This is a genomic window from Streptomyces sp. ITFR-6 (genome assembly GCF_031844725.1).
GTDB lineage: Bacteria > Actinomycetota > Actinomycetes > Streptomycetales > Streptomycetaceae > Streptomyces.
Window position 1 is genome coordinate 7,842,980 of sequence record NZ_CP134612.1, and the last position, 26,743, is coordinate 7,869,722.

Genomic DNA, 26,743 nt, shown 5'->3' on the forward strand with positions numbered 1-26,743 from the left:
GTGCGTCAGGCCGTGGCCACCGCGAAGACGTGGATCACTCCGCCTTCCGTGGTGGACGGCAGGGTCACGCTCGCGAGCTGCTTGCCCGCCTGGAGCGCGATCGGGGCGGTGGCGAAGATCTCGGTGCCCACCGGGTCCGTACCGCCGCCCTGGACGTCGCGGTACTCGGTGTGCACCGCGACGGTGTTGCCGAACGACGGCTTCTCCGCGCCGCCGCCCAGCGTCCAGTCGCTGAAGCCGATCTCCGCCTGCTGCGTGGTGCCGTCGGTGTACGTCAGCGTCGCCTGCCCGGAGGCCGATCCCTCGGCCGCGCTGCCCAGCAGGCTGAGCTTCGTGTCACCGGAGGCCGAGGGAACGTTCAGCACCTGTGGTTCGGTGCCGGCCACCTCGATGTTGTCCGGGTCGCCCGCCGCCACCTCGGGCCAGCCGAAGTCGAAGCCGCCGGACGAGACCGTTCCGCCCGGCGCCGCGCCCGCCGCGGCGAGCGCTTTGGCCGAGTAGCTCCAGCCCTCACCGTCGAAGTTGGCCTGCGGGTTCTCGTCGTCGGCGGAGATGGCCGTGCTGTTGCGGTTCCACAGCATGCCGTTCTTCTCGGCCACGGTCACGGAGGCCGAGGTCTTCGGGAGCTCCTCACCCGTGGACGACTTCAGCGTCACCGGGACCGTGTAGTGGCCCTCTGCCGTGTCCGCGGCGGCCGACACCTTGAGCGCGGCGCTCACCGAACCGCGCGCCGGGACGGTGAAATCACCCTCCGCCGGAGTCACCGTGACACCGGCCGGAGCCTTCGCCGTCCAGTGGACCGTGGTGGCCTTCGTCTCGATGCTCCGCACCTTGACGGTGGTCTCCGCGCTGCCGGAGCCCGGCTCGATCTTCAGCCGCTCGGGAGTGGCGCCGGTGAAGTACTTCAGACCGCCGCCGGGGAAGGACGGCGGGACGTCGGCCTTCGCCGCACCCCAGAAGGTGTCCGCCGTGGTGCCGAGGGTGTAGTCCAGCCTGCCGCCGTGCGTGACGAGCGAGGCGGGCACCCAGGGCTTCGTGGAGGCGCGTCCGTTGACCTTGAGACCGTGGATGTAGGTGTGGTCCGCAGAGGCGGCGGGTGCGTCGACCGTGATCGTCTTTCCGTGCCCGGTGTGCACCACGGCGTGCGGGAACAGCGGCGCGGTCAGGGTCAGATCGGCCCGGCTGGGGTTCTGCGGGTACATGCCGAGCGCCGAGAAGACGTACCAGGACGACATCGTCCCCGCGTCGTCGTTGCCGGGGATGCCGCCCGGGGTGTCGGTCCAGAGCTGGTCCAGCTCCGCGCGGACCGTCTCCTGCGTCTTGTACGGGGCACCCAGGTAGTCGTACAGATAAGGGGCGTTGATGTCCGGCTCGTTGGTCGCGTCGTACCGGGTGTCGTCCTTCGCCGAGAAGTCGAACTTGCCGTCCGGCGTGCGGAAGAAGGCGTCCAGCCGCTTCACCGCCTGCTCGTCACCGCCCATCGCGGCGGCGAGGCCCGCCACGTCCGAGTACACCATCCAGGTGTAGCGCGCGCTGGTCCCCTCGACGAAACCGCTGCCGGTGCCGGGCGTGAAGGTGCCCGCCCAGGTGCCGTCGGCCTTCCGGTCGCGGATGTAGCCGCCCTGCGGGGTGGCGTTGGCGTCGAAGACGTTCGTCCAGTTCCCCGAGCGGTCCAGGAACCTCTTCGCGTCGGCGGTCCGGCCGGTCTGGCGGGACAGCTCGGACAGTCCGTAGTCGGCCGCCGCGTCCTCCAGCGTCTCGGCCGCGCCGCCCCAGCAGTGGCAGTTGTCCGCCGGTACGTACCCGAGCTCCAGGTACTTGTCGAGCGCCGGCCGCTGGCCCACGCACTCGACGTTGCAGCCGGAGCTGTCCGAGTCGTTCGCCGTGGGCACCGTCGCCGCCTTGACCAGCGATTTCAGCGCGCCCTTGACGTCGAAGTCATGGCCGCCGAAGGCGTAGATCCCGGCGAGAGCCGCGTCGGAGGGATCGCCCGACATCACACTCGTCTTGCCGTTCTCCAGCAGCCAGCGGTCCCACTCGCCGCCGCGCTGGCCGGCGTAGTTGTAGAGGGACTGCGCGTAGTCGCTGCCCGCCTTCGGGTTGAGCAGCGTCATCAGCTGTACCTGTGCGCGGTACTGGTCCCAGCCGGAGAAGGTGCCGTACTGGGCCTGCTGGCCCTTGGTGATCCGGTGCGGCTTGCGGTCGGCGCCCAGGTAGCGGCCGTCCACGTCGCTGGTGAGGGTGGGCTCCAGCATGGAGTGGTAGAGCGCGGTGTAGAAGGTGGAGCGCTGGGCGTCCGTGCCGCCGCCCACCTCGACCGACTTCAGCGTCCTGTTCCAGACGTCCGCCGCCCGGTGCCTGATGGAGTCGAAGCTCTCGTGGGGGCCGTTCTCCGCACGGAGGTTGGCCTCGGCGTTCTGCGGGCTGACGTAGGAGACGGCGACCTTGGCCCCGGCCTGTGTCGTGCCGTCGGCGAAGGTGACGTACGCGCCGGAGCCCTTGCCCTCCACGGCGTTGCCGGACGAGCTGTACCCCGTACCGCCGGATGCCTCGGTGGAGCCGGGCTCGACCGTGCCGTCGGTCCAGGTGCCGGTCTTCGCGAACGCCTTGTCGAAGTGGGCGGTGAAGTAGAGCGTGTAGAGGTCCTTGCGGTTGTTCGCGCTCTGCGGGCCGCAGAAGTTGCCCGCGGTGACGGAGCCCGTCACCGTCCGGGCCGCCTTGTCGATCTTCACGGTGGCGCCGGTGCTGCCGCTCTCCGAGTTCGAGGTCCGGAAGAGCATGCTCGCGGGCTTGTCCGCGGGGAAGCCGAACTTCCCGGAGCCGGTCCGGGCGGTGGTCGTGAGCGCCGCGGACGCGCCGCTCGCCAGACCGACCTTGTAGTAGCCGGGAGTGGCGGTCTCGTCGGCGTGCGAGAAGTCGCTGGCGTACTTCGCGTCGGCGGTGTCCGCGCTGGGCGAGGAGTCCACGTCACCCACGTACGGCATGATCGGGATGTCGCCGTTGGCGCCCGAGCATCCGACGCCGTTGAGATGGGTGAGGCTGAAGCCGCGGATCTTCGTCGCGTCGTACTGGTAGCCGCCGGGAGCAGGGGTCGAGACCTGCTTGCCCTTCGAGTTCTGCGGGCTCCAGGCCAGCATGCCGAACGGCTGCACCGCGCCCGGATAGGTGTTGCCCGCGTTCGATGTGCCGATCAGCGGATCGACGTACGAGACGGGGTTCTTGACGGTGCTGTGGGGGGAGGCCGCCGAGGCGGGGGAGGCCGTGGTGGCTGTTCCCAGCACGGCCATGGCGGCGACGGCGACGGAACTGATGACTCTGAGCCCGGCGTGGGTCCGGTGGTTGTGCGTGTCTGACACCGTTCCTGCCCTTCGTGTATGACGAACGGTCAACGCGGCGGGAGCGGGTACGCCGTGACCACTCCGCGACGGCGTCGCTCCCGACAACGTTGTCAACGACGTGAGGATGCTCCTCCTGACGCTCCGGGGTGTCAAGGAAAGGCTTGGGGAACGACGGAGGGCGTGCCGCTGGTGAACAGCGGCACGCCCCTGGGCCCGATGCCCGATGGACTACAGGTCGAACTCGGCCGGAGCGATACCGGCCGAGAAACAGGCCTCGCGGACCACGGCGCGCTCGGTGGCGTCGAAGTTGCCGTCGGCGCCACCGATGACGATGCCGATCTGGATGACCGCGCGGGCCTCGGTGGGCTTCTTGCCGACCTTGCCGATGGTCTGGAGGAGGCTGACCTTCCCGAAGTCGAAGTCCGAGATCAGCTGCTGGCAGTAGTCGTTGAACCGGCGCTGCAGATCCTCTGCGGGGAAGTTACGCAGTACTTCGTTCCCCGCGATCAGGGAGGCCACCCGCTGCCGCTCCGCGGGGTCGATGGAGCCGTCCGCCGCGGCCACGAGGGCGCACATGGCCATGCTCGCGTCGCGGAAGGCGCCGCTCTTCAGGTCGTTCTTCTTGGCGTTGAGCTGCGTCTGCATCGTCGAAGCCGATTCCTTGACGCGGTCCCACAGTGCCATTCGAAATACTCCAGTGTCGGTCGAAGTGGTGAGTGCCGGCGGGAGGCTGCTACAGATGCGCGGCGACGGCCGGCATCAGGTCCTGGAAGGTGCGCCCCTGTGCCGCGGTGCCGATGGCGGTCATCTGCCATCCCGCCCCGGACCGCTGGACCTTGGCCATGATCTGCGCGGTGTGGCGCCCGCCGCCGGTCAGTGTGTAGCGCGCCAGTTCCTGTCCGGTGGTCTCGTCGACCAGCCGGCAGAAGGCGTTGTCGACCTCCTCGAAGGTCTGGCCGGTGAACGAGTTCACGGTGAAGACGATCTGGTCGACATGGGCCGGGACGCGCTGCAGGTCGACGACGATCGACTCGTCGTCACCGCCCTCGCCCGCGCCGCCGACCCGGTTGTCGCCGTTGTGCCGGACCGAGCCGTCGTCGCTGGTCAGGTGCTGGAAGAAGACGACGTCCTGCGGGGCCGTGCCCGCGAAGAGGACGGCGGAGGCGTCGAGGTCGATCTCACGGGCGGTCAGCCGGGCGAGGAACCCCCTGCGCGGCGCGGACTTCCAGCCCAGACCCATGCGTACGACGGTGAGTTCACCGCCGCCCGTCTTGGTGAGGCTGATCTGCTGGCCCTTGGTCAGGTTGACGGTCATGGCTCCACTCTCGGCAGGGGGCGGCGGTTCGACGGTGACCCGGAGCGGGTCAGAGGCTTACTCCGAAGTCGGCGACGATCCCGCTGAGCCCGGCGGCATAGCCCTGTCCGACGGCGCGGAACTTCCACTCGTCGCCGTTGCGGTACAGCTCACCGAAGACCATGGCCGTCTCCGTGGAGGCGTCCTCGCTGAGGTCGTAACGGGCGATCTCGGCCCCACCCGCCTGGTTGACCACGCGGATGTAGGCGTTGCGGACCTGGCCGAAGCTCTGACCGCGTCCCTCCGCGTCGTGGATCGAGACGGGGAACACGATCTTGGCGACCTCGGCCGGTACGCCCGCGAGGTCGACCTTGACGATCTCGTCGTCGCCCTCGCCCTCGCCGGTGAGGTTGTCACCGGTGTGCTCGACCGAACCGTCGGGGCTCTTCAGGTTGTTGTAGAAGACGAACTGCTCGTTCGAAGGAACCTTCCCGGACTCGTCGCACAGCAGGGCGCTGGCGTCCAGGTCGTAGTCCGTGCCGGTGGTCGTACGGACGTCCCAGCCGAGACCGACGAGGACCGCGGTCAGTCCGGGGGCCTCCTTGGTCAGCGAGACGTTTCCGCCCTTGGCGAGGCTCACTCCCATGGTTTTCTCCCTCTGCACATAGTTCAGCGTTCAGTGGTCTGCGAACCGCGCACCGTCGCGACCGCACGTGATCGCGCGGTCGCCGAGTGCGGCACCTGAAATCTACAGCACTGTAGAGTTTGTACGCGGAGTGCGGCGTAAAGCGTGTGCGGAGCGCGGTGCGGGGCTCCGCCGGGCCCACGGGACGTCCGGGCGGCTCGGTAGTATGCCCCGGCGTCCGGCAGTTGAACGAGTGGCCGGGCAGTCGTGCGAAAGGGGCCGCGTCGTGGGCGGAGAGAAGGACGGCCGGCCGCAGGAGCCTCGGGCCCGCCGCCGGGGCCAGGGCGAGCTGGAGACCCAGGTGCTGACCGTACTGGGCGGAGCGAGCGAACCCGTCGCCGCGGCGTGGGTGCAGGAGCGCCTCGACGGCGGGCTGTCGTACAGCACGGTCATCACCATCCTGACCCGGCTGCTCGACAAGCAGGCGGTCACCCGTACGGGTTCGGGCCGTCCCGTGCTGTGGCAGTCGACCGCGAACGGGGCCGGTCTCACCGCGTTCCGCATGCGCCGGCTCCTCGACCAGCGGGACGACCGGGACGCGGTGCTGTCCAGCTTCGTCTCCGCCCTGTCGCCGGACGACGAGGAACTGCTGCGGTCGCTCCTCGGCGAGAGCGGCTCGGGTCCGGCCGCGGACGAGTCGGAGAGTTGACCGATGGGTGTCTTCGTCTGTCTGCCCCTGGTCCTGCCTCTCACCGCGCTGCCCATCGCGCGCCTGGCCGAGCAGCACCTGCACCCGCGAAGCGCCGCCCGTCTGCTCGCGACCATCGCCGTGATCCTGGCGTCGTGCAGCACCGTCTGCCTCGGTCTGCTGGCGGTGGTCGGCACGGCCCAGCTGCCCGGCAACCCGCTCCCCGACGGCTGGTCCGACGACGAGGTCAGGAAGGCCGTTCCGCACGACAGGTTCGTCGGCAAGACGGCGATCGCCGCACTCGTGACCGTGGCCGCGGGCTGCGCGTCCGTCCTGTGGCGCCACTACCGGTTCCGGTCCCGGGCGCACCGCACGCTCGCCGGACTGCCGACGACGGCCGAGGTCGCCGTACTGCCCGACGGCGTGCCGTACGCCTACGCACTGCCCGGCTCGCCCGGCCGGATCATGGTCTCCTCTGCGATGCTCGACTGCCTGACGGAGGCCGAGCGACGGGCGCTCCTCGCCCATGAACGGGCCCATCTCGCCGGCCGGCACCACCGGCTTCTGCTGGCCGTTCAGCTCGCCGGCTGCGCGAACCCGCTGCTGCGACCGCTGCGCGCGGCCATCACCTACAGCACGGAGCGCTGGGCCGACGAGGAGGCGGCGGTCACAACCGGGGACCGGCGGCTCACCGCCCGCACGGTCGGCAAGGCGGCGATCATCTCGCACCGGGCCGCCACCGAGACCGTCGCGGCCTTCGCCTCCGCCGGTCCCGTCCCCCGGCGGGTCGCCGCGCTGCTGGGGCCGGTGCCGCCGGAGCAGGGCTGGCCGCCGGTCCACACCCCGACCGGGATCGCCGCCTTCGTCGCCGCCGTGGGCACCGCCCTGTCGACGCTGTCCTCGCTGAACGCGGCCTTCGCGCTCTTCGTCGCGCTCGAAGCGGCGACGCCGCTGTAGGCCCCGCCGGGCGGCCCGTTCACAGGACCCGGCGGAACCCCGGTATCCGGCGCAGCACTTGGGCGGCCGCGAAGCCGGCCGGTACCGCGCAGGCCATGACGAGTGCGAACGCGCCGAGCGCCCTGAGCACCTTCCGGACGCTGTCAGCGCAGCGACTCGGGCAGCTTCTCCCGGTGGATGACGCCCAGTCGCTGTGTGGCGCGGGTCAGCGCCACGTACAGATCGCTGGTTCCGTACCGGGCCGGTTCCACGACCAGTACATGGTCGAATTCCAGCCCCTTGGCCTGCCTGGGTCCGAGCAGCACCACCGGGCGGGTCAGATCGGGCTCCGCACCGGCCGTGACCCCGTCGAGCGGGGCCGCGATCTCCGCGTGGAGCGCCGTCGGCGCGATCACCGCGAGACGCCCCTCCTCGGGCGTCAGCTCAGAGACCGCCCGCGCCACCGCGCCCGCCAGATCGTCCCCGGCGTCCCGGATCCACGGCACCTCGCCGGTGGACCGCACGGAGCCGGGCGGCTCGAAGGAAGGGTCCTGCGCCCGGACGACCCGGGCGGCGAGCTCCATGATCTCGGCGGGCGTACGGTAGTTGACCTTGAGCGCGGTGTGCTCGAAGCGGTCACCCACGTACGGCTCCAGGATCTTCTCCCACGAGCCGACGCCCGCTTCCTCCGAGGTCTGGGCGGGGTCGCCGACCAGGGTCATCGCGCGGGTCGGTGAACGGCGCATCAGCAGCCGCCACGCCATGGGCGACAGCTCCTGTGCCTCGTCGACGATGATGTGGCCGAACGCCCAGGTCCGGTCGGCGGCGGCGCGCTCCGCCGCGCTGCGGTGGTCGGCCTCCTCCTGCCGCTCCGCCATCCGTTCGGCGTCGATGATGTCGTGCGCGGCGAGCGTCTCGGACTCCTCGTCCTCGAACTCGTACGACTCCGAACCCCTCGACAGCTCCAGGACGCCCTGCGCGTAAGCGATCCGCTCCTGGCGCTCGGCCTCGGCGGCGGCCCGCTCGGCGCTGTCGTCGACCCCCAGGAGCTCCGCCACCTCGTCCAGCAGCGGGACATCGGCGGGGGTCCAGGAGCCTTCGCCGGGCGCGCGCCGAATCGCTTCGGCGTCCTCGTCCGGTACGTACCCGGGCTCGGCGAGATAGCCGGTGAGGAACCCCTCCGGGGTGAGGGGCGGCCACAGCTCGTCGACCGCGGCGTGCACCTCCTTGCTCAGCGCGACGTTCCTGCCGAGCTGGGCGACGTCGTCGGGGCCGAGGAAGTTGGGCCCGCCGTGCGGGTCGGCGCCGATGAGCTCGGTGAGCTGCGAGGTGAGGGCGTCGATGATCCGGAAGGCGAAGTGCGGCCGGGCCAGGTTGTGGGGCAGCCGGGTGTCACGGGCCGCCTGCCGGGCCTCGTAGGCGATCTCCCAGTCCAGGACGAGGTCGCCGTCGTCGTGCCGGATGATCATCGGGGCGCCGGGCTCCGGCAGCTGTTGCCGGTCGCGGACGGCGAGGGCGAGCGCCTCCGCCATCGCCGCACCGCCCTTGACGGCGGCGGCGCGGCGGGTCTCCGTGCCGTCGGCGTGCACCCCGGGGAAGAGCTCGGCCTGGGTGGCGAGCAGGACACCGGTCTCGCCGAGCGCGGGCAGCACCTCGCCGATGTAGCGCAGGAAGGCCGGGTTCGGGCCCACGATCAGGACGGCCCGTTTGGCGAGCAGCTCGCGGTGCTCGTACAGCAGATAGGCCGCCCGGTGCAGCGCCACCGCTGTCTTGCCGGTGCCGGGGCCGCCCTCGACGACCAGGACACCGCGGTGCGGGGCACGGATGATGCGGTCCTGCTCGGCCTGGATGGTCCGCACGATGTCGCCCATGCGGCCGGTGCGGGCGGAGTTCACGGCCGCGAGGAGCACCGCGTCGCCGCTCGGATCCTCGAAGCCGGTGCGCTCCCGGTCCCCGACGTCGAGGATCTCGTCGTGCAGCTCGGTGACGGTGCGGCCCTCTGTGGTGATGTGGCGGCGCCGGCGCAGCCCCATGGTGGTGTGACCGGTGGCGAGGTAGAAGGGGCGGGCCACCGGCGCGCGCCAGTCGATCAGCAGGGGAGTGTGCGCGGTGTCGTCCTCGCGGATCCCGATCCGGCCGATGTGGTGGACCGTGCCGGTGGCGAGGTCGATGCGGCCGAAACACAGCGACCCGTCCACGGAGTTCAGGGCAGCCAGCAGACCCGAGCGTTCGGCGACGAGCACGTCGCGCTCGTGACGGGCCTGCAGTCCGGTACCGACCGGGGTCAGCGCGTCCTGGACGTGCTGGGCGGCGACTCCGCGCAGTGCGTCGACACGGTCGTAGAGCCGGTCGATGAATTCCTGCTCCCCCTGCAATTCGGAGCTTTCCCGAGTTGACAAAATGGCTCCCTGCCGGATATGGTCTTGCTTAGTGGCCCCCGGTGAGGGGCCTTTTCTGTGGGCGCACAGAAACACTCAATATACCTGGGAAAATCCCCGGCCCGCAATCGCGGACCGGGGATTTTTCGGCTGTACTCATCGGCGGCGCTCATCGATGCGTGACCCGCGATGCCCAGGCAGGTCGCGCAGTGGCGCCGAGGTGACGGTCACTCCGCCGAACTGGGGCTCCTGCGCTGGTTGGCGTTGAAGCGTGCTTTCTTCTGACGGTTGCCGCACGTGTTCATGTCGCACCATTTGCGGGTGCGGCTCTGGCTGGTGTCGAAGAAGGCGGCCCGGCAGGTGGGCGATGCGCACAGGGCCAGCCTTCCGTCCCGTTCGTCCGAGATGACGCTGATCGCGTCGGCGGCGATCACGCCGAGGGCGTCCTCCACACGGGAACCCGAGCCGAGCTGCCACCGCCGCCTGCCCTCGGGTGTCAGGACGGCGGCGGCCCGGCCCTGTGTGCTCCGGTCGTTGATGATCTGGACAGCGGACGCGGGGAGAGCTTCGCCGGTCGCGGCGGCCGTCGCCGCGGCGTGAATCGACTCCCTCAGCTCCCGGGCGAGGCCGAGTTGAGCGGTGCCGCAGGACTTCACGGCCAGGCCGTTCAGCGCCAGCCAGTCGACGAGCCGGTGCGGCGCGGGAATGCGCTCCACAGGCGTGCCGTGACGCTCCGACAGGGTCCCGGTGAAGCTGGTCGCCAGCACGCTGCCGAGGCGGAAGTCAGGGAACTCAGCTCGCATGGAACCACCTTAGCCGGTTGCGTATCGCTGTGTCGGCATAGGAGAACCGCCTTAGACGGTTCGCGATGGTGCGCGGCCGGTTCCGCGATGGCCTGGAGGTCTCATGCCGCGTCAAACCAGTGACGTTCAAGCGTTTGAAGCCCACGCGACAGACGCCGACCTCGACGATCTGCGCGCGAGACTGGCCTCGGCGCGACTGCCGGAGGCCGAGACGGTCCGTGGGGCCCCGCCCGGCCCCCGCCGATGGGAGCAGGGCGTTCCGCTCGCCGACCTCGTCGATGTCGTGAACTACTGGCGCACCGAGTACAACTGGCGGCCCTTCGAGGAGCTCCTCAACCGCATCGGTCAGTTCCGCACGACCATCGACGGTCTGGGAATCCACTTCCTGCATCGCCGGTCCAGGCGCGCGGATGCCACCCCTCTGCTCCTGACGCACGGCTGGCCGGACAGCATCGCCCGGTTCGTCGACGCGGTGGAGGAGCTGGCGGATCCGGAGGACGCCGCCGCGCCGGCGTTCCACGTCGTGGTGCCGTCGCTGCCGGGCTTCGGCTACAGCGACAGGCCGGCCACCACCGGATGGGGAACCGAGAAGATCGCGGCCGCGTGGGTGGAACTGATGGGGAGGCTCGGCTACAGCAGGTTCTTGGCCCACGGCGGCGACTGGGGAGGCAACATCACCACGGTCCTCGGCGGCAGGTTCCCGGCACACGTTCTCGGCATCCACACCACGTTCGCCGAGGCGCCGCCCGGATTGACCACGGACGGACTGACGGCGACCGAGCGCGAATGGACCGAGGAGACCGCCGGCTTCTGGCGCCACCGCGCGGCATACGCGAAGCAGCAGGCGACCCGCCCGCAGACCATCGGCTATGCGCTCGTCGATTCACCGGTCGGGCTTCTTGCCTGGATCCTCGACAAGTTCGCGGGGTGGTCGGATACCGAGGACAGCCCCTTCGAGAGGATTTCCATCGACCGCGTTCTTGACGACGTCACCCTCTATTGGCTGACGCGGACCAGTGCTTCGGCGGCCCGTATCTACTACGAAAGCCACAACTCGCTGGACCCCGGACTTCGGGTCGACGTCGCGTCAGCACTCACCATGTATCTCCGCGACGTCGAGATATGCCCCTCCAACTCCTCCAGCGGCATGCCATAGGTGGCGCGCGCGTAGTCCTCCAGGGCCCGACGGCCGCTCTCGATGTCGTCGTCGATCCTTACCGAGACGAAGAGCGCGGGGGCGATGTCCTCGGTCTCGCGTCCTGCGTCGGCCGCAGCTTCGCGGACTGCGCGGAGGCCTGACGCGTAGTCGGCGGGGTGGGGCGGGTAGGGAAGCCATCCGTCGTACATCCGGCCGGTGCGGGCCAGCGCCGCGGGGGTCGCGCCGCCGAGCCAGACGGGCGGGCCGCCGGGCCGGGGCGGCCGGGTCGTGGGCGGGATGTCGTCGAACCGGAGGATCTCTCCGTGGAAGGAGCCGGCGCCGTCCCACAGGGCCCGCCACAGTGCGACCGTCTCGTCCAGACGGGCGAAGCGCCTTTCCCACGGCAGCTCGGACAGAGGGGCCGCCCCAGGCGGCCGGGGAAGCCCGCGCCGACGGTCACGGTGAGCCGGCCACCGGACAGCAGGTCGACCGACGCGAGTGCCTGAGCGGCCTGGACCGGACGGCGGAGGAACGGCATCAGCGCGGCGGTGCCCAGCGTCACGGTCTCGGTCACCGGGGCGAGAGCGGCCAGCATCGTCAGCGTCTCGACGCGCGGGCTGAGCAGGGAATCGTTGGCGAAGAGCGAGGAGAACCCCAAGCGTTCGGCATCGCGGCCGAAGGCGATCAGTTCGCGAGGGTCGCCGGCAGGCCCCCACTGGGCGGTTCCGGTCGGAAGCAGTACACCGATGTCCATGCCGGGAATGCTCATGGCCGGTGCGAGTGGCGACAATTCCCCGCAGGGAATGGCCCGGACCCTTCGGTGCCGTTACAAAAGGACCGTGGACTTCCCCCGTACGCTTCGTGAACGTCGCACCCGCCGTCATATCAGCCAGCTCGATCTGGCCCTGCGCGCGGGCACCACCCAGCGCCACCTCAGCTTCATCGAATCCGGCAGGTCCATCCCGGGCCGGAACATCGTCGTGCGCCTGGCCGAGTCGCTGGAGCTGCCGCTTCGGGAGCGGAACGAGCTGCTGCTGGCCGCCGGGTACGCGCCCGCCTACCCGGAGAGCTCACTGGACGACCCGGTGCTGGCCCCCGTGCGCGCGGCGATCGACCACATCCTCCGCGGGCATCTGCCGTATCCGGCGCTGGTCGTGGACCGGGGCGGTGACCTGATCGCCGCGAACACCGCATTCGACCTGATCACCGAAGGCGCGGCTGCCGAGCTGGTGGGTCCGGGGACGAATGTCTACCGCCTGGCGCTGCATCCCGACGGACCGGCCCCCCGCATCCTCAACCTCGCGGAGTGGGCGCGCCACATCCTGGTGCGTCTCGACCATCTGGAGGAGTTGCGGGCCGAGCTCACCGGGTACGTTCCCGAACCGGCGCCGTCCGCCGGGCAACTCGGTTTCGCGGTGCCGCTCCGCCTGCGGTCCTCGTACGGTGGGCTCCGCCTGATGACGACGGTGACCACCTTCGCCACCGCGGTCGACGTGACGCTTGCCGAACTGAAGCTGGAGGCGTTCCTGCCGGCCGACCCGGCGACAGCCGAGGCCCTCTCAGCAGCCGCCGGGGCAACGGCGGTGTGATGGCCAGGTCCAGCAGCTGACACGGTCCGCCCCGGGGACAGCGCGGCGTACCGGCCCGGCACCGGATCGACGGGAGAGCCCCCAGGCTGCCAACCGTCACCGTCACCGTCACCGACCCAGGAGCGCGCACGATGTTCGACCCCGCCCAGCAGCACCCGTACCCCGACGCGTTCCGGCCGGACGCGGCGCCTGCCCCGCACGCTCTGCTCGCACCGCTGAGCGGGTTCCTGGGCACCTGGGCCGGGCGGGGCAGCGGTGAGTACCTGACGCTCGCCGAGGAGTTCCGGTACGCGCAGCAGGTGACCTTCAGTCACGACGGGCGGCCCTTCCTCCATTACGAGGCGCGCGCCTGGCTGCTCGACGCGGACGGCGCCCTGTTGCGGCCGTCCGCACGGGAGAGCGGCTGGTGGCGGATGCAGGCGGACGGGCGGGTGGAGGCGCTGATCACTCAGCCCACCGGTGTCGCGGAGATCCTGACGGGCCGTGCGGCCGACGGCGTGGCCGACCTCGCCACCCATCAGGTCGCGCTCGCGCCCACCGCCAAGGAGGTCAGCGCCACCCGCCGTCGCTACACCCTGACGGATGACGGCACGCTCGAATTCGTCCACGACCTCGCGGCGGTCGGCCAGCCGCTCCAGCACCACCTCTCGGCGCGGCTCCGGCGCGAGGGCGGTAGCAGGCCGCACTGATCCGCTCGCCGTGACGGGGCGGCGGCCGTCGTCCCGTCCGTCCGACAGCGCCCCCGCTCATACCCCGGACAGCACGTCCCGCAGCCGGGTCGCGAACGCCCGCGGATGCGTGGTGTTGCCGTTGTGCCCGCCGGGGAACGGGACGGTCTCCCGGCCGACCAGTCCGGCGAGGCTCTGTGCGCACTGGCCGACGAAGACGGATGGCGCCGTGGTGCTGCCGCTCGCGGGCACGATGCGTACGGGAGTCGCCCGCAGCGCCTCCCGGTCGAGCTCGGCTTCGATGACCGCGGTGAAGTCGCGCTCGATGAAGAAGCCGAAGTTCGCCACACGGCGCGGGGTGAGCGGCATCGGGGTGAGCCCCGGTTCGGTCTCCTGGCGCGCCGGGTCGATGCCGAGGACCCGGGCGATCTCGGGGAAGGCCGCTGCCAGACCGCCGTCGCGGTGGATGTCCTGAAGGTGCGCCAGCTCGGCGGTGTGCTGCTCGCGCTGTCCGGCGGGCAGCAGGGACGGCGTGACCGGGTCGTGTGCCCCGAGCAGCCCGAGCTGCTCGGGGTGGGCGAGCGCCAGGTGCAGCCCGATGGCGGCGCCCATGCTGCATCCGAGCATCAGGGCGGGCTCATCGGTCAGTTCGGCCAGCAGCCGGTGCACGTCGTCGGCGTGCCGCGCCATGGTGACGCGCTGTCCGGGATCGTCGAGCGTGCTACGGGAGAGGCCCCGGCGGTCGTAGGTGACCACGGTCCAGCTGTCCACGAGCCGGTCGACCAGGTCGGTGCTGCGGTCGGCGTCGCCCTCACCGCTCTGGGAGACGAGCAGCAGGGGACCGGAGCCGCGGATCTCGTAGTGGAGCGTGGCGCCATCGGTGTCGAGGAACATGGGGTTCTCCCGGTCTCAGTGGTGGGCGGCGCCATGAGCGCCGACCGATGCCTCACACCGTAGTACATCTATTTAGATGCATCAATAGAGATGTATTGACGGAGGCGCCACGCCGCGAGTGCTGCGGCCGTCCGGCTGTAGAGCTTGATGGAATGTCCTAATTGTGTAGTTAGTCGTATTCATCATTAATAACCCACCGAAGAACCTTTTTTCATAGTCCAAAGGTGATGAATATTGAGCAAATCACCCTTTTCGGGCTCAGTGGTCAGCATCACCTTCCCGGCCCCGGACGCGGTGCGTCCGGCCTCGGTTCCCTGCTGTGCCAAGAAAGTTGACTTCCCCCGAGAGGTCTGATGCTGGGCATTTCCTTTAATTGATCTTGCGAATCAATTGGGATCAAGAATTCCGGGCTTGTTTCGTCCGGCGTTTTTCGCTTACGGTCACCGTCAATCCGGATGGAACGCCGAATCCTGCCGCCGTCCGGGAACCCGACCCACTCACCTACGGCAGGAGCGGGGGACCCAGGTTTACTGCCGGTCCGGAATCCGGAGCGGCTTGGGGTTAAGTCGCCATCATGTGCGGCCGGACATCTCCAGTCCGAACCCGACAGCTCACCTCGCAGGCGGCGGAGAGGAAATACGCCATGCCCATCACGGGTAAGTACCGTCGTTTCAAGTCCACCACCCTGACCCGCGGCTTCATCGCCGTGAGCACGGGCGGAGTCGTTCTCGCGCTCCCCCTGATCGGTGCCGGATCCGCTTCTGCCGCACCGGCGCACCCCGCCGTCGCGGAAAAGTCGGCGTCCTCGACCCCCTTTGCTGCCAAGGGAATTGCGGCCCACAAGGCGGAGTCCACCGTCTATTCCGTGGTCTCCGGCGATTCGCTTGCCAAGATCGCCCGTGGGCATTCCCTCAGTGGTGGCTGGGAGCGGCTCTACCAGGACAACCGGAGTGCGGTCGGCGGAAACCCCGACCTGATTCACCCGGGCCTCAAGCTGACCATCGGCGCCAAGTCCGCCGCCGTAGCCCCGAAGGCGGCTCCCACCGCCGAATCGAAGGCCGCGACCGAATCGAAGCCCGCGACCGACGCCGCGCAGTCGTCCGACCGGTCCGAGGGGACCGACCGCGCCGACCGCTCCGAGCGGACGGCCGCGCCCGTCGCGGAGAAGACCACCGCCACCGAGACCGCTGCCACCGCCCCCGCGCAGGCCGCGACGGCGTACACCGACGACCTCGACGGCTGGATCAAGGAGTCGCTCGCCGTGATGGCCCAGAACGGCATCCCGGGCAGCTACGACGGCATCTACCGCAACGTGATCCGCGAGTCCTCCGGCAACCCGCAGATCGTGAACAACTGGGACTCGAACGCCGTCGCCGGCACGCCCTCCAAGGGTCTCCTCCAGGTGATCCAGCCCACCTTCGAGGCCTACCACGTGGCCGGTACGTCGACGGACATCCTCGACCCGGTCGCCAACATCACCGCCGCGTGCAACTACGCCGCGGCCACCTACGGCTCCATCGACAACGTCTTCGGCGCCTACTGACATGCCCCGGCCCCGCCTTCGGGAGGGACCGGGCGCAGGGGTGGGAAGGAGCCACGCGGCTCCTTCCCACCCCTTTCGCGTGCCGTGCGGCCCCCCTCGGGCCCGCTCAGGCCGCCCCGCAACCGGGTGCGCGATGGCACTATGAACCTTTCATCTCGCGCGCTACCCTCCGCCGCATGATTTCCACGGTGGTCTGGGGAACCGGCAATGTCGGCCGCGCGGCCATCCGCGCCGTCGAGGCCCATCCGGCCCTGAAACTGGCGCATGTGCTTGTTCACGATCCGGGCAAGGTGGGCCGCGACGCGGGCGACCTCGCCGGGACCGGCCGCGATCTGGGCGTCGCGGCGACCGACGACATCGACGCGGTGCTGGCCACCGCTCCCGGCGCGGTCGTGTACGCGGCCTCCGGGGACATCCGCCCCGACGAGGCGCTCGCCGACATCACCAGGGCGGTCCGGACCGGGGCGGTGGTCGTCACCCCCGCCCTGTACGCCCTCTACGACCAGCGGAGCGCCCCGCCCGAGCTGCGCGGCCCGGTGCTGGCCGCTGTCGCGGACGGCGGCGGCTCACTGTTCGTCTCCGGCGTCGACCCGGGCTGGGGCAACGACGTGCTGCCCCTGATGATCAGCGGACTCGGCAGCACGGTCGACGCGATCCGCTGCCAGGAGATCTTCGACTACTCCACCTACGACCAGCCCGACGCGGTCCGAGACCTGATCGGCATGGGCCATCCCATGGAGTACGAGCCGCTGATGCTCGCGGCCTCCGTCCCGACGATGGTGTGGGGCGGGCAGCTGCGGCTGATGGCCAGGGCCCTGGGTGTGGAGCTCGACGACATCCGCGAGACCATGGCCCGGCGGCCACTGGAGACGACGGTCACCACCCGGACCATGGGCGAGTTCGCGGCGGGCACCCAGGGCGCGGTGCGGTTCGAGGTACAGGGCATCGTCGGGGGCGAGCCCCGCATCGTCATCGAGCACATCACACGCATCCACCCCTCCTGCGCCCCGGACTGGCCGTCGCCGCCCGACGGCGCCGGCGCCCACCGCGTGATCATCGAGGGCCGTCCGCGCATCGAGGTCACCGTGGAGGCCACCGACGAGGACGAGAACCGCTCGGCGGGCGGCAACGCCACCGCGGTCGGCCGGCTGGTGAACGCCATCGACTGGCTGGTGGACGCGGAACCCGGACTCTACGACGCACTCGACGTCCCCCTGCGCCCCGCAGCCGGCAGACTCGGAAGGAAGCAGCCATGATCATCGACATACCCGAGGGCCAGGAGCCGATCGGATACGTGTGGGGCGACATGGTCCCCGGAATCGGGATGGCCGCCGCGAACTTCTCCCTGTCGGTGTACGAGCACACCACGCTGGGCCTGCGGGAGTTCGAGGCCGCCCGGCTGCGGATCGCCCAGATCAACGGGTGCCTGTTCTGTCTGGACTGGCGCACCGAACGGGACGGCGAGAAGGTCGAGGAGGAGTTCGCCGACGCGGTGAACGAGTGGCGCACCACCGCGGCCTTCGACGACCGGACCCGGCTGGCCGCCGAGTACGCCGAGCGGTACGCCGTGGACCACCACGGTCTGGACGAGGAGTTCTGGACCCGGATGACCGCGCACTACAGCCAGCGCGAGATCGTCGAGCTGAGCATGAGCATCGGCTCCTGGCTGGCCTTCGGCCGGCTCAACCACGTACTGGGTCTCGACGCCGTGTGCGTGCTGCCCGGCCACTGAACCGTGAGCCGGAGGCCCCTGGCCCGTGCGTCCGGCCACTGAGCCGTGAGCCGTGAGCCGGACGCCCCGGGGCCCGTGCGTCGCACCCCGGGCCCGGGGCGTACCCGGGAGGAGAGCCGTCCCGGCGTCTCCTCCCGGCCGGCCGGACCGGGCCGGTGTCACAGATCGGTCGCGATGATCTTCTCGATGTTCCGTTCGGCGAGCGCCGTGATGGTGACGAACGGATTGACGCTGGTGTTGCCGGGGATCAGCGCGCCGTCGATCACGTACAGGCCCGAATACCCGTGCAGACGGCCGTAGTTGTCGGTTGCCCTGTCCAGCACCGCGCCCCCGAGGGGGTGATAGGTGAGGTGGTCGCCCCAAATCTTGTACACACCGAAGAGGTCCGTCCGGTAGATCGTCCCCTCCTTCGCGTTGATCTTGTCGAAGATCGTCTTGGCCATGTCGATGGACGGCTGCTTCCAGGCGGTCTGCCAGTTCAGGTCGACCTTGCCCGTCGCGGGGTTCCAGGAGAACTGGGCGCGGTTCGGGTTCTTCGTGATCGACAGGTAGAACGAGGCGAACGTCTCGATCCCGGTCGGCAGCGGCGCGACCTCGGCGAACGCGCCGCCGGCGGCCCAGTTGTCGATGCCGCCGCAGGGGATGCTCGACTGGACCGCGCCGGTCGGGTCCCACAGGTGGTTGGCGCGGCCGCACATGACGTTGCCGTTGTCGCCCCAGCCCTTGCCGATCTCGTTGTTGAGGGCGGGCAGCTTGCCGGTCGCCTTCAGCTCGGTCAGCAGCTTGCTCGTGCCGACGCTGCCGGCCGCGAAGAACACCTTGTCCGCGGTCACCGTCTTGGTGGCCTCCGTGCTCCCGTCGGTGCGCAGCTGGTCGATGACGACGGTGTAGCCGCCGGCCGACGCCGGAGAGACCGAAGTCACCTTGTGCAGAGGCGAGATGGTGACGTTCCCGGTCGCCATGACCTGGGCGAGGTAGGTCTTCTGCAGGGACTTCTTGCCGTAGTTGTTGCCGTAGAGGATCTCACCCGCCAGCGCCGACTTGGGTACGGTGCCGGCCGCCTCCTGCTCCATGTAGTCCCAGTCGTACACGTCCGGCACGAAGACGAACGGGAAGCCTGAGCGCTGTGCCTGCTTGCGGCCGACCCGGGCGTACTTGTAGCAGTCGACGCTGTCGAACCAGGCCGGGTCCACGGTGCCGACGCCGAGGCCGTAGTTGGCGCGCGGGTAGTAGGTGGAGTACATCTCGTCGGCGTTGACCGTGGGGAGGACGGCGCCGAAGTTCTCCCGCTTCGGGGTGACGGCCATGCCGCCGTTGACCAGCGAGCCACCGCCGACGCCGCGCCCCTGGTAGACCGTGATGCCGCTGAAGTCCTCCGGGTCCAGGATTCCGGTGTAGCGGGGGATCGACCGGTCGATGGGGAAGCCGAGGAAGTTGCTGAGGGGCTGCTTGGTCTTGGTGCGCAGCCAGTACGAGCGGCCGTCGGGGCTTGTCGTGTTGGCGAAGATCTTGCCGTCGGAGCCGGGGGTGTCCCAGGACATGCCCATCTCGACCATGTGGACCTTGATGCCCGCGCGGGCGAGCCGCAGGGCGGCCACGGAGCCGCCGTACCCGGTGCCGATCACCAGGACCGGAACGTGCTCCCCGCTGCCGATCACCGTGGCTCGGGCGCGGCTCGCCGCCTGGGCGACGGTGGCGTGTCCGGAGAGGGCCGCAGCCCCCACTATGAAACTTGTTCTAGCGATGAATCTGCGACGCGAGACACCGCTCGATCCCTTGTCGGGTAAGCTTGAGTCCGTCATGTGACGTTCCTCACTCTCGATCGAATGGGAACGAGTTCTAGTGGCGCCCGCGCAAGAAGTCACTACATACCTGCGAGTAATTTCTCGGAGGCGCGGCCGCCCGGCGGCCGCGCCTCATCGCCTCCAGGTGCGGCACCCGGGCGCCGCGTGGATGCTGGGAGGGTCAGCGTTCCATGAGGAGGAAAGTCATGAGCATGCTCGACAAGATCAAGGACCTGATGAAGGGGCACCCGGACCAGGCCCGCCAGGGAGTCGAGAAGGGTGGCGATATCGTCGACAAGAAGACGGGTGGCAAGTACAGCGGCCAGGTCGACTCCACCCAGCAGAAGCTCAATGACCAGCTCGGCGACAAGCGGCCGCCCGCCGACGACCGGTAGAGCGCCCCGGAGGTCCCGAGAACCCTCGAACGGTCGCAACGAGCGGCGGTCGCCATCGATGGCGACCGCCGCTCTGTTCGTTCGTGGGCGACTTCTTCGTGGGTGACTTCGTTGCGCGGGGGAGGTCAGTTGTGGCCGAACTTCCGCTCACGCCTGTGCGAGACCTGCTCCGAGATCGCCTTCACCCCTTCGGGTGCGGGCGCGGTGCTCGTCTGCTCCTTGGGCTGCGCGGTCGCGGAGTGCTCATGGCCTCCGGTGCGGGCGTCACGGTTGTGCCGGCTCTGCTTCTTGCCCATGATCGTGCCTCCTGTGCGGATGTCGGACGATGGGCCGCCTTTCACGCTCGTATACAAGTGTAAAGGGTGTATTTACATGCATACGGTGCCTCTCTGCCCTGCGGTGCCCCTGCCCGGCGCCCCCGTCTGAAGTGCGGAGCACGGCTGCCGGGGAGCATGCTGGGTGGGTGACCTGGTACGGCGCGGCCCGGGGTGCTCCGCTCAGCGAGGGCGACGGTGTGCCCGGGAGACTGAGGGACGGCCGGGCGCCGGACGAACTGTCCCTGGTGCTCGCCCAGGCCGTCGTGAGCGGGGTCGAGGCCGCGGGCGGGCAGGCGGGCGGTGCCTATCTCCGCTCCCGCACACCGGGACTGCTGCGGCTGGCGGTGCTGGCGGGACTGCCCGGACCGCTCTTCCGCCCCTGGTGGCGGATGCATGTGAACCGCCCGTTCCCGGTGGCCGACGCCTTCCGCAAGGGCCAGGCCGTGCACCTGGCCGACCCCGAGGAGGCCATGCGCCGTTACCCGCAGCTGATGGCGGGCCTGCCGTTCCCGTTCGGCTCCCTGTACGTGCCGGTCGACTGCGGCGGCGAACCGGTCGGGGTCCTGATGATCCTGCGTCCGGCGACCCCCGGAAAGCCGGTGGGAACCGCGGAACGGCGCAGGCTCGGCACGGTCGCCGAAGAGCTGGGCACCGCACTGACGGAGCTGGCCTCCGCCGGTACGGAACCGCGCTGGGACGAGGAGCCGCTCCCCGTCCAGTTGCCCGCGGGCAGTTCGCCGCCCGTGCGGATCGGCCGCTTCGACTGGGACCTGGCCAGCGGCGCCGTCGGCGCCGACGCCGAACTGTGTGCGATCCTCGGCACCGAGCCCGCCGAGTTCCCGGGCACCATCGACGCGCTGGCCGCGCGACTGGCTCCGGAGGACGTCTACGGACTGTGGACCCTGGCCCGCCAGGCGGCGGGATCGGGCGGCCCCGTCGTGCGCAGGATGCGGCTGCGCGGCCCCGACGGCCGCTCGCACCTGCTGGAGGTCTCGGGCCGCCGGGAGGGCGGGGCCGGGCCGGGGGCCGGTGCGGCGAGCCATCTGACCGGATTTCTGGTGGACCTCGGCATCGGCCCGGTCGTCCCCGAGGCGGCCGACCGGCTGCCGAGGGGGATCTTCTCGCTGGACCGCTTCGGCCGGATCACCTACCTCAACGACCTGGCCGAGCAGATCCTCGGCCACGCCAGGTCCGAGCTGGTCGGGCGGGTGCTCTGGGAAGTCCTTCCGTGGTTCGCCAACCCCGCGTACGAGGACCACTACCGGTCCGCCATGATCTCCGACGACCCGGTCCACTTCCTCGCCCGGCGCAACCCGCCCCCCTGGCTCGCGATCTCCCTGTACCCCGGCCACGAAGGGCTGACGGCCGTACTCACCCCCACGGAGGAACCCTCCTACGCGCCGGGCTCCGTGTCCTCTCCGGGGCTGGGCCTCGGCTCCCCGGCCGACCGCTCCGCCGCGCTCTACCGGCCGGTCGCGCTGGCCATCGCGCTGACCGAGGCGGTCACCGCCCGGCAGGTGTCCGCCGTGGTGACCGAGGAACTGCTGCCCGCGTTCGGCGGCAGGCGGCTCGCGATCTACCTGCTCAAGGAGGGCCGCCTCTACCTGGAGTGGGAGACCGGATTCCCCAAGGGCTTCCTCGACGGATTCGACGGCGTCGGCCTGGACGCCCGCATCCCCGGTGTGGAGACGCTGACCTCCGGCCGCCCGATCTTCTTCGAGTCCATGCAGCACCTGGGCGCCGCCTACCCCGGCATCCCGATGGACGCGGATGTCGGCGCCCGCGCGTTCCTGCCGCTGATCGCCTCCGGACAGCACGTCGGCTCCTGCATCCTCGGCTTCGACCAGCCGCGCGGCTTCAGCCCGGAGGAGCGCACGATCCTGACCGCGCTGGCCGGCCTCATCGCCCAGGCCCTGCAACGGGCCCAGCGGTACGACACCGAGGCCGCCCTCGCCCGCGGACTGCAGGACGTGCTGCTGCCGCACCGGCTGCCCGTCGTCGACCACGTCGCCACCGCCGGCCGCTACCTCGCGGGCACCCAGGGCATGGAGGTCGGCGGCGACTGGTACGACGTCATCGAGACGGGCGAGCGGGTGGCCCTGGTCATCGGGGACGTCCAGGGCCACGGCGTCTCCGCCGCCGCCACCATGGGCCAACTGCGCAGCGCCGTAAGGGCCTTCGCGCTCAGCGGACACGATCCGCAGGAGGTGATGAGCGGCACCAACCGGCTCCTCATCGACCTCGACCCCGGCCAGTTCGCCAGCTGCTGCTACATCGTCCTGGACCCGGCCACCGGGATCGCGCAGGCCGTGCGCGCGGGACATCCGCAGCCCGTGCTGCGCCATCCGGACGGCACGGCCGAGGTGCTGGACCTGTCGGGCGGAATCGTGCTCGGTGTCGCACCCGACGCCTCCTACCCCGTCAGCGAACTGCACCTGGCCATGGGCGCGATGCTCGCCCTGTACACCGACGGGATGGTCGAGCAGTCCGGAACGGACATCGACGTCGGCATCGAACGGCTGCGCCGCACCATCGCCGATTTCGGCCCGGCCCCGCTGACCGACACGGCGGACCACGTGATCGCACGGGCCAGACAGGCCCCGGACCGGCCTGACGACATCGCCCTGCTGCTCGCCGCCCGCTGGGAGGAGACGGACGACGCGAACGGCACGGAAGGCGACGCGGACAGGACGGCCCGGACCCCGTGAGCGCGGCTCAGGCGCGGTCGGTGACCGGCCGCGTCTCCGGCGTACCGACCCCGCCGCCGGACGTGGCGTCGCCTCCGGTCTCGGCCTTGGCCCCGGCGGCTTCGGGGGCGGCCGGCTCGGGCCGGGGCCTGCCCGGCAGCAACAGCCCCGCGGCGAAGACCACGACGGCCGCGGCGACCGGCCACCAGAAGGCGTCGCGGTACGAACCGGCGGTAGGAGCCGCGTGGGCGCCGCCGCCCTGCAGGATCAGCGCGACGACCGCGATACCGAGCGAGGCCCCGATCTGGTTGAGGATGAACACCGCACCGGTGGCCCCCGCCACCGCCCCGCCCGGCACCGTCCGGTAGACCGCACCCATCGTGGGCGCGCCCACCAGGCCCATGCCGAAGCCGGCGGCGAACTGCGCCGCGGTCAGCGCGATCTGGGAGGTGCCCGGACCGGACTGGGTGAAGACCAGGGCCCCGGCCCCGATGAGCAGGGCCCCGACCGGCACCAGCCGCCGGGCGCCGGCCCGGTCCGCGAGGTTGCCGGCGACCGGCATGCCGATCAGGGTGCCGAGGCCCAGCGGCGCGAGCAGCAGACCGGATTCGAGCACGCTGTGGCCGTGCACCTGCTGGTAGTACAGCGGCAGCAGGAAGAGCAGCGAGAAGAGTCCGCCGCCGAGCAGGAACATGGTGGCCACGCTCGCGCCGAAGCCCCTGCTCGCGAACAGGCGCAGGTCGAGCAGCGGGGTGGCGGTGGTGCGCAGCGCGTGCACGGCGTACGCGGTGAACAGCGCGATGCCGACGGCCAGTCCGGCGTTCACCCCGGTGCTGCCGAAGCCGTCGCCGCCGGCCCGGGACAGGGCGTAGACGAGTGCGGCGAAGCCGGGGGAGAGCAGGGCGACCCCCAGGGCGTCGATCGGGACGCGGTCGGTGCTCGGCGGCGGGTCGGCCGGCAGCACCCGGACCGCCAGCACGATCGCGGCGAGCGCGAACGGGATGTTGACCAGGAACATCCACTCCCAGGAGAAGTTGTCCAGCAGCAGTCCGCCGATGACGGGACCGACCACCGGGCCGAGCGTGATCGGCACCGAGACCAGGCCCATGACCCGGCCGATCCTGGCGGGCCCGGCGGCGCCCGCGACGACGGTCATCATGACCGGGTCGACCATGCCGCCGCCCAGCCCCTGGACGACGCGGAAGGCGATCAGGCTCTCCGCGTTCCGGGCGAGGGCGCAGAGTGCCGAGCCGATCAGGAAGACCGAGAGGCCCAGCAGCCACACGCGCTTGGCGCCGAAGCGAACCACGGCCCAGCCCGCCACCGGAATCGCCAGGGCCACCGCGAGCAGATAGCCGGTGGTGACCCACTCGATCGTGGCCAGCGTGGCGTGTAACTCGCCGCCCAGCGTGCTGATCCCGACGTTGACGATCGTCGCGTCCAGGTAGGACATCATCCCGCCGAGCACCATGACGCCGACGAGTGTGAGCAGCGGGGCATCGAGCCGCGAGGGCCCGCCGCCTTCCGTCTTTATGTCAGACACGGCAACTCCTTTTAACCAGCCTACTCAGTAGATTTGACTGGGTAGTTAAATTCTGTGGCTGGCACGGTAGCATGGCCGCATGAGTGTCGGGGAGAACGGGCAGACGGCCGGGGTCCGGGCGGACCGGGGGCGGCTGGACAAGCGCCGGGCGATCGTCGAGGCGGCCCTGCGGGTCTTCGCGCGGGTCGGATACGCGCAGGCGAGCCTGGATGTGATCGCCGCGGAGGCAGGGGTGTCCAAGCCGACGATCTACAACCATCTGGGGTCGAAGGAGAAGCTGTTCCGGTACGTGATGACGGAGACGGCCGCCCGGTCGAACGCCAAGACCCTCGACGTGCTCACCGAGTTCCCGGCCGGTCCGGACCGGCTGCGGCCGGGGCTGGAGGCCGTCGCGCGGGGGCTCGTCGACTGCTACTGCGACGAGCAGTCCGAATCCGTGCGCCGGCTGCTGTACGCGGAGGCCGTGCGCTTCCCGGACCTCTTCGACGAGGTGCGGGCCAGCGGGCCCAACCAGTTCACCGAGGCGCTCGCGGGCCGGCTCGCCCGCCTCGCGAACGCCGGGCACCTGAGGGTGGAGGACCCGGTCAGGGCGGCCAACCAGTTCATCGCCCTGGTCTACGAGGAGTTGCCCGGGATGAGCGCCCTGGGCACCCGTCCGCTCGACCCGGCGCAGGTCGCGGAGGTCGTCGGCGCGGGCGTCGACACCTTCCTCCGCGCCTTCGGCACGGCGCCCTCCGCCACGGCTCCCGGACGTACTGACTGAACGGCGAAACCCCTAAGGCGTGTTCTGGAAGTCCCGCGCTCTCCCCGCCGGCCCGGCAGGGCGCTCAGCGCCGGCGGGTCTTCGGGGCGGGAACGAGGCGTACCGCGGTGTTGAGGACATGGTCGATCACATCGCGCGAGGGGTTGTCCGTCAGATTGCTGAGCAGCCTGGCCAGCGTGTTGAGCAGGAACGGCGAGCCCATCACGTACCGGTTCAGGACGGGCTGGAACCCCGACCGGCTGAAGACGAGATCGGCGGCCGTGTTGCCCAGCCGGTAGTAGCGCCCCCAGCGCCGGTTCAGCTCCGCCGGATAGTGGTGGAGCGCCCGCTCCCGCCGGGGGCCCGCGGGCATCGCCAGGGCCAGTGCGGCGCTCTCGGCGGCGACCTCACCGGCCTCCAGGGCCTGCCCGATGCCCTCGCCGTTCCACGGACTGATCATGCCCCCGGAGTCACCGACCAGGAGGAGGCCCCGGGTGTACAGCGGATGACGGTTGAGGCCCAGCGGAAGCGCCGCGCTGCGCACGGGCCCCTCGGCGTTCTCCTCCCGGAGCCCCCACTCGGGCGGTGTACGGGCCAGCCACTGGTCCATTGTCGCCCGCAGATCGGGCTTGCCGTGGCGGCGGTGCGGGATCGCGCCGAGTCCCACGTTGACGCGCCCGTCACCCATCGGGAAGATCCAGCCGTACCCCGGCAGGAAGCGGTCGCTCCTGGGGAAGCGGAGGTCGGCCCAGAGCTCCAGGTACTCCTCCCGGGAGCGCTCGGGGCTGCGGTAGTAGCGGCGGGCCGCCGTGGCGATCTGGCGCCTGGTGTCCCGTTGCAGGCCCATCGCGAGAGCCAGCCGCGCGGAGGCGCCGTCGGCGGCGATGACGACCGGCGCCCGGTGCACCACCGGGTCCGCCTTCCCGGAGACCGCGCTCACGCCGGTGATCCGTCCGGCCCGGTCGGTCACCGGCTCCGTCACCTTCACGCCGGTGCGCAGCCGCGCCCCGGCGGCGACGGCGTGGCGGGCCAGGATGTCGTCGAAGTCGTGGCGGCTGCGGGTCAGGCCGAAATCCGGGTAGCCGCCCAGCGCGGGCCAGTCGATCCGCACCTGCCGGTCCCCGGTCACCCAGCGCATCCCGCGCGACCGCGTCCAGCCCGGTGCGTCGATGTCGACGCCCATCCGGATGAGCTGGTGCACCGCGCGCGGCGTGAGGCCGTCCCCGCACACCTTCTCCCGGGGAAAGCCGGACTTCTCCAGGAGCAGCACGTCCACGCCCGCGCGGGCGAGGTGGAAGGCGGCGGAAGACCCGGCCGGACCCGCCCCCACCACGATCACCTGCGCCTCCTCCGGCCCGTTGGGGGACTGTTCGTCGGGCGGGGCCTGGTCTGCACGCGCTTTCCGCATCGGGAACCCTTTCCTGGGGCGGCCGGCGCCGCCCGGCGAGGCGGCCATGTACACCGACATCCTGCCGGTTCGCACCGCTCGGCGGCAGGGTGATCACGCGTGCGAGGTGTGTGGGCTCGGTGGGGCCGCCGCGACGCGCCCCGGGGCCGCACGGTGTGCGGCCCCGGGGCGGACGGACGGACAAGTGGTGAAGGGACGAGAGGCGGACGCTGACGGGTCAGTACGGGAGCGGACGCCCGGA

General features: G+C 70.7%; 21 protein-coding genes, 2 pseudogenes and 1 riboswitch. Of the genes and pseudogenes, 11 read left to right on the forward strand and 12 right to left on the reverse strand.

Annotation, left to right across the window (positions count from 1 at the left end; all coding sequences use genetic code 11):
- Positions 1–5 precede the first annotated feature (5 nt).
- From RLT59_RS35505 to RLT59_RS35520, 4 genes are all read right to left on the reverse strand, one after another.
- Entirely contained in the window at positions 6–3,287 is a 3,282-nt protein-coding gene (locus RLT59_RS35505; RefSeq protein WP_311307969.1) for a GH92 family glycosyl hydrolase, read from the reverse strand.
- 279 nt (positions 3,288–3,566) lie between these two features.
- Positions 3,567–4,022, reverse strand: a complete 456-nt coding sequence (locus RLT59_RS35510; RefSeq protein ID WP_311307188.1) for a tellurite resistance TerB family protein — start codon at positions 4,020–4,022, stop codon at positions 3,567–3,569.
- Positions 4,023–4,071: 49 nt separating this feature from the next.
- Positions 4,072–4,653, reverse strand: a complete 582-nt coding sequence (locus RLT59_RS35515) for a TerD family protein (protein ID WP_311307189.1) — start codon at positions 4,651–4,653, stop codon at positions 4,072–4,074.
- A 49-nt stretch (positions 4,654–4,702) separates the two neighbouring features.
- Positions 4,703–5,278 (reverse strand): TerD family protein, encoded by a 576-nt coding sequence (locus RLT59_RS35520; protein ID WP_311307190.1) that lies wholly within the window; start codon positions 5,276–5,278, stop codon positions 4,703–4,705.
- A gap of 265 nt (positions 5,279–5,543) precedes the next feature.
- Here RLT59_RS35520 and RLT59_RS35525 point away from each other — a divergent pair, with 265 nt between their 5' ends.
- Together RLT59_RS35525 and RLT59_RS35530 are read left to right on the forward strand one after the other, a co-directional pair.
- Positions 5,544–5,966: a BlaI/MecI/CopY family transcriptional regulator gene (locus RLT59_RS35525; protein ID WP_311307191.1), complete on the forward strand. Its 423-nt coding sequence runs from the start codon at positions 5,544–5,546 to the stop codon at positions 5,964–5,966.
- A gap of 3 nt (positions 5,967–5,969) precedes the next feature.
- Positions 5,970–6,902, forward strand: coding sequence for a M56 family metallopeptidase (locus tag RLT59_RS35530; protein WP_311307192.1), 933 nt, complete (start codon positions 5,970–5,972; stop codon positions 6,900–6,902).
- Between the two features lie 143 nt (positions 6,903–7,045).
- Here the strand turns inward: RLT59_RS35530 and RLT59_RS35535 are convergent, their stop codons facing one another.
- Positions 7,046–9,256 (reverse strand): HelD family protein, encoded by a 2,211-nt coding sequence (locus RLT59_RS35535; protein WP_311307970.1) that lies wholly within the window; start codon positions 9,254–9,256, stop codon positions 7,046–7,048.
- Positions 9,257–9,486: 230 nt separating this feature from the next.
- Positions 9,487–10,062: a CGNR zinc finger domain-containing protein gene (locus RLT59_RS35540; protein WP_311307193.1), complete on the reverse strand. Its 576-nt coding sequence runs from the start codon at positions 10,060–10,062 to the stop codon at positions 9,487–9,489.
- Between the two features lie 103 nt (positions 10,063–10,165).
- Between RLT59_RS35540 and RLT59_RS35545 the strand changes: the two are divergent.
- A pseudogene (locus RLT59_RS35545) lies at positions 10,166–11,191 on the forward strand (epoxide hydrolase family protein); the annotation flags it as partial.
- On the opposite strand, the pseudogene RLT59_RS39520 reads toward RLT59_RS35545, so the two are convergent.
- Positions 11,101–11,969 (reverse strand): annotated as a pseudogene (locus RLT59_RS39520) (LLM class flavin-dependent oxidoreductase). The pseudogenes RLT59_RS35545 and RLT59_RS39520 sit on opposite strands and share 91 nt — an antisense overlap.
- Positions 11,970–12,039: 70 nt before the next feature.
- On the opposite strand from RLT59_RS39520, the gene RLT59_RS35550 reads away from it, so the two are divergent.
- Both RLT59_RS35550 and RLT59_RS35555 read left to right on the forward strand, forming a co-directional pair.
- Positions 12,040–12,789: an MmyB family transcriptional regulator gene (locus RLT59_RS35550; protein WP_311307194.1), complete on the forward strand. Its 750-nt coding sequence runs from the start codon at positions 12,040–12,042 to the stop codon at positions 12,787–12,789.
- 131 nt (positions 12,790–12,920) lie between these two features.
- Positions 12,921–13,478: a nitrobindin family protein gene (locus RLT59_RS35555; RefSeq protein ID WP_311307195.1), complete on the forward strand. Its 558-nt coding sequence runs from the start codon at positions 12,921–12,923 to the stop codon at positions 13,476–13,478.
- A 57-nt stretch (positions 13,479–13,535) separates the two neighbouring features.
- Here the strand turns inward: RLT59_RS35555 and RLT59_RS35560 are convergent, their stop codons facing one another.
- Positions 13,536–14,351, reverse strand: coding sequence for an alpha/beta fold hydrolase (locus RLT59_RS35560; RefSeq protein WP_311307196.1), 816 nt, complete (start codon positions 14,349–14,351; stop codon positions 13,536–13,538).
- A 451-nt stretch (positions 14,352–14,802) separates the two neighbouring features.
- A riboswitch (cyclic di-AMP (ydaO/yuaA leader) is annotated at positions 14,803–14,991 on the forward strand.
- A gap of 3 nt (positions 14,992–14,994) precedes the next feature.
- Here RLT59_RS35560 and RLT59_RS35565 point away from each other — a divergent pair.
- The 3 genes from RLT59_RS35565 (at position 14,995) to RLT59_RS35575 (ending at position 17,626) form a co-directional block, all read left to right on the forward strand.
- Positions 14,995–15,894 (forward strand): LysM peptidoglycan-binding domain-containing protein, encoded by a 900-nt coding sequence (locus tag RLT59_RS35565; RefSeq protein WP_311307197.1) that lies wholly within the window; start codon positions 14,995–14,997, stop codon positions 15,892–15,894.
- Between the two features lie 176 nt (positions 15,895–16,070).
- Positions 16,071–17,150 (forward strand): NAD(P)H-dependent amine dehydrogenase family protein, encoded by a 1,080-nt coding sequence (locus RLT59_RS35570; protein WP_311307198.1) that lies wholly within the window; start codon positions 16,071–16,073, stop codon positions 17,148–17,150.
- A complete protein-coding gene (locus tag RLT59_RS35575) occupies positions 17,147–17,626 on the forward strand; it encodes a carboxymuconolactone decarboxylase family protein (RefSeq protein WP_311307199.1) in 480 nt (159 codons plus the stop codon). Before RLT59_RS35570 ends, RLT59_RS35575 begins: the two co-directional genes overlap by 4 nt.
- A 158-nt stretch (positions 17,627–17,784) precedes the next feature.
- On the opposite strand, the gene RLT59_RS35580 is transcribed toward RLT59_RS35575, so the two are convergent.
- Positions 17,785–19,428 (reverse strand): GMC oxidoreductase, encoded by a 1,644-nt coding sequence (locus RLT59_RS35580; protein WP_311307200.1) that lies wholly within the window; start codon positions 19,426–19,428, stop codon positions 17,785–17,787.
- Positions 19,429–19,616: 188 nt separating this feature from the next.
- Here RLT59_RS35580 and RLT59_RS35585 point away from each other — a divergent pair, with 188 nt between their 5' ends.
- Positions 19,617–19,805: an antitoxin gene (locus tag RLT59_RS35585; protein ID WP_311307201.1), complete on the forward strand. Its 189-nt coding sequence runs from the start codon at positions 19,617–19,619 to the stop codon at positions 19,803–19,805.
- A gap of 125 nt (positions 19,806–19,930) precedes the next feature.
- On the opposite strand, the gene RLT59_RS35590 is transcribed toward RLT59_RS35585, so the two are convergent.
- Complete coding sequence (locus RLT59_RS35590) at positions 19,931–20,101, reverse strand: hypothetical protein (RefSeq protein ID WP_311307202.1); 171 nt, start codon at positions 20,099–20,101, stop codon at positions 19,931–19,933.
- A 167-nt stretch (positions 20,102–20,268) separates the two neighbouring features.
- Here RLT59_RS35590 and RLT59_RS35595 point away from each other — a divergent pair, with 167 nt between their 5' ends.
- Complete coding sequence (locus tag RLT59_RS35595) at positions 20,269–22,830, forward strand: SpoIIE family protein phosphatase (protein ID WP_399126658.1); 2,562 nt, start codon at positions 20,269–20,271, stop codon at positions 22,828–22,830.
- Between the two features lie 7 nt (positions 22,831–22,837).
- On the opposite strand, the gene RLT59_RS35600 is transcribed toward RLT59_RS35595, so the two are convergent.
- Positions 22,838–24,352 (reverse strand): DHA2 family efflux MFS transporter permease subunit, encoded by a 1,515-nt coding sequence (locus RLT59_RS35600; protein WP_311307203.1) that lies wholly within the window; start codon positions 24,350–24,352, stop codon positions 22,838–22,840.
- 79 nt (positions 24,353–24,431) lie between these two features.
- Between RLT59_RS35600 and RLT59_RS35605 the strand changes: the two genes are divergently transcribed.
- Positions 24,432–25,115, forward strand: a complete 684-nt coding sequence (locus RLT59_RS35605; RefSeq protein WP_311307204.1) for a TetR/AcrR family transcriptional regulator — start codon at positions 24,432–24,434, stop codon at positions 25,113–25,115.
- A gap of 64 nt (positions 25,116–25,179) precedes the next feature.
- Here the strand turns inward: RLT59_RS35605 and RLT59_RS35610 are convergent, their stop codons facing one another.
- A complete protein-coding gene (locus tag RLT59_RS35610; protein ID WP_311307205.1) occupies positions 25,180–26,502 on the reverse strand; it encodes a geranylgeranyl reductase family protein in 1,323 nt (440 codons plus the stop codon).
- Positions 26,503–26,743 lie beyond the last annotated feature (241 nt).

Bases quoted from the DNA above. Each gene is read 5' to 3' on its own strand.
- RLT59_RS35505 (WP_311307969.1), bottom strand. From the start codon at position 3,287: ATGGCCGTGCTGGGAACAGCCACCACGGCCTCCCCCGCCTCGGCGGCC.
- RLT59_RS35510 (WP_311307188.1), bottom strand. From the start codon at position 4,022: ATGGCACTGTGGGACCGCGTCAAGGAATCGGCTTCGACGATGCAGACG.
- RLT59_RS35515 (WP_311307189.1), bottom strand. From the start codon at position 4,653: ATGACCGTCAACCTGACCAAGGGCCAGCAGATCAGCCTCACCAAGACG.
- RLT59_RS35520 (WP_311307190.1), bottom strand. From the start codon at position 5,278: ATGGGAGTGAGCCTCGCCAAGGGCGGAAACGTCTCGCTGACCAAGGAG.
- RLT59_RS35530 (WP_311307192.1), top strand. From the start codon at position 5,970: ATGGGTGTCTTCGTCTGTCTGCCCCTGGTCCTGCCTCTCACCGCGCTG.
- RLT59_RS35540 (WP_311307193.1), bottom strand. From the start codon at position 10,062: ATGCGAGCTGAGTTCCCTGACTTCCGCCTCGGCAGCGTGCTGGCGACC.
- RLT59_RS35555 (WP_311307195.1), top strand. From the start codon at position 12,921: ATGTTCGACCCCGCCCAGCAGCACCCGTACCCCGACGCGTTCCGGCCG.
- RLT59_RS35560 (WP_311307196.1), bottom strand. From the start codon at position 14,351: ATGTTCCTCGACACCGATGGCGCCACGCTCCACTACGAGATCCGCGGC.
- RLT59_RS35565 (WP_311307197.1), top strand. From the start codon at position 14,995: ATGCCCATCACGGGTAAGTACCGTCGTTTCAAGTCCACCACCCTGACC.
- RLT59_RS35570 (WP_311307198.1), top strand. From the start codon at position 16,071: ATGATTTCCACGGTGGTCTGGGGAACCGGCAATGTCGGCCGCGCGGCC.
- RLT59_RS35575 (WP_311307199.1), top strand. From the start codon at position 17,147: ATGATCATCGACATACCCGAGGGCCAGGAGCCGATCGGATACGTGTGG.
- RLT59_RS35580 (WP_311307200.1), bottom strand. From the start codon at position 19,428: ATGACGGACTCAAGCTTACCCGACAAGGGATCGAGCGGTGTCTCGCGT.
- RLT59_RS35585 (WP_311307201.1), top strand. From the start codon at position 19,617: ATGAGCATGCTCGACAAGATCAAGGACCTGATGAAGGGGCACCCGGAC.
- RLT59_RS35590 (WP_311307202.1), bottom strand. From the start codon at position 20,101: ATGGGCAAGAAGCAGAGCCGGCACAACCGTGACGCCCGCACCGGAGGC.
- RLT59_RS35605 (WP_311307204.1), top strand. From the start codon at position 24,432: ATGAGTGTCGGGGAGAACGGGCAGACGGCCGGGGTCCGGGCGGACCGG.
- RLT59_RS35610 (WP_311307205.1), bottom strand. From the start codon at position 26,502: ATGCGGAAAGCGCGTGCAGACCAGGCCCCGCCCGACGAACAGTCCCCC.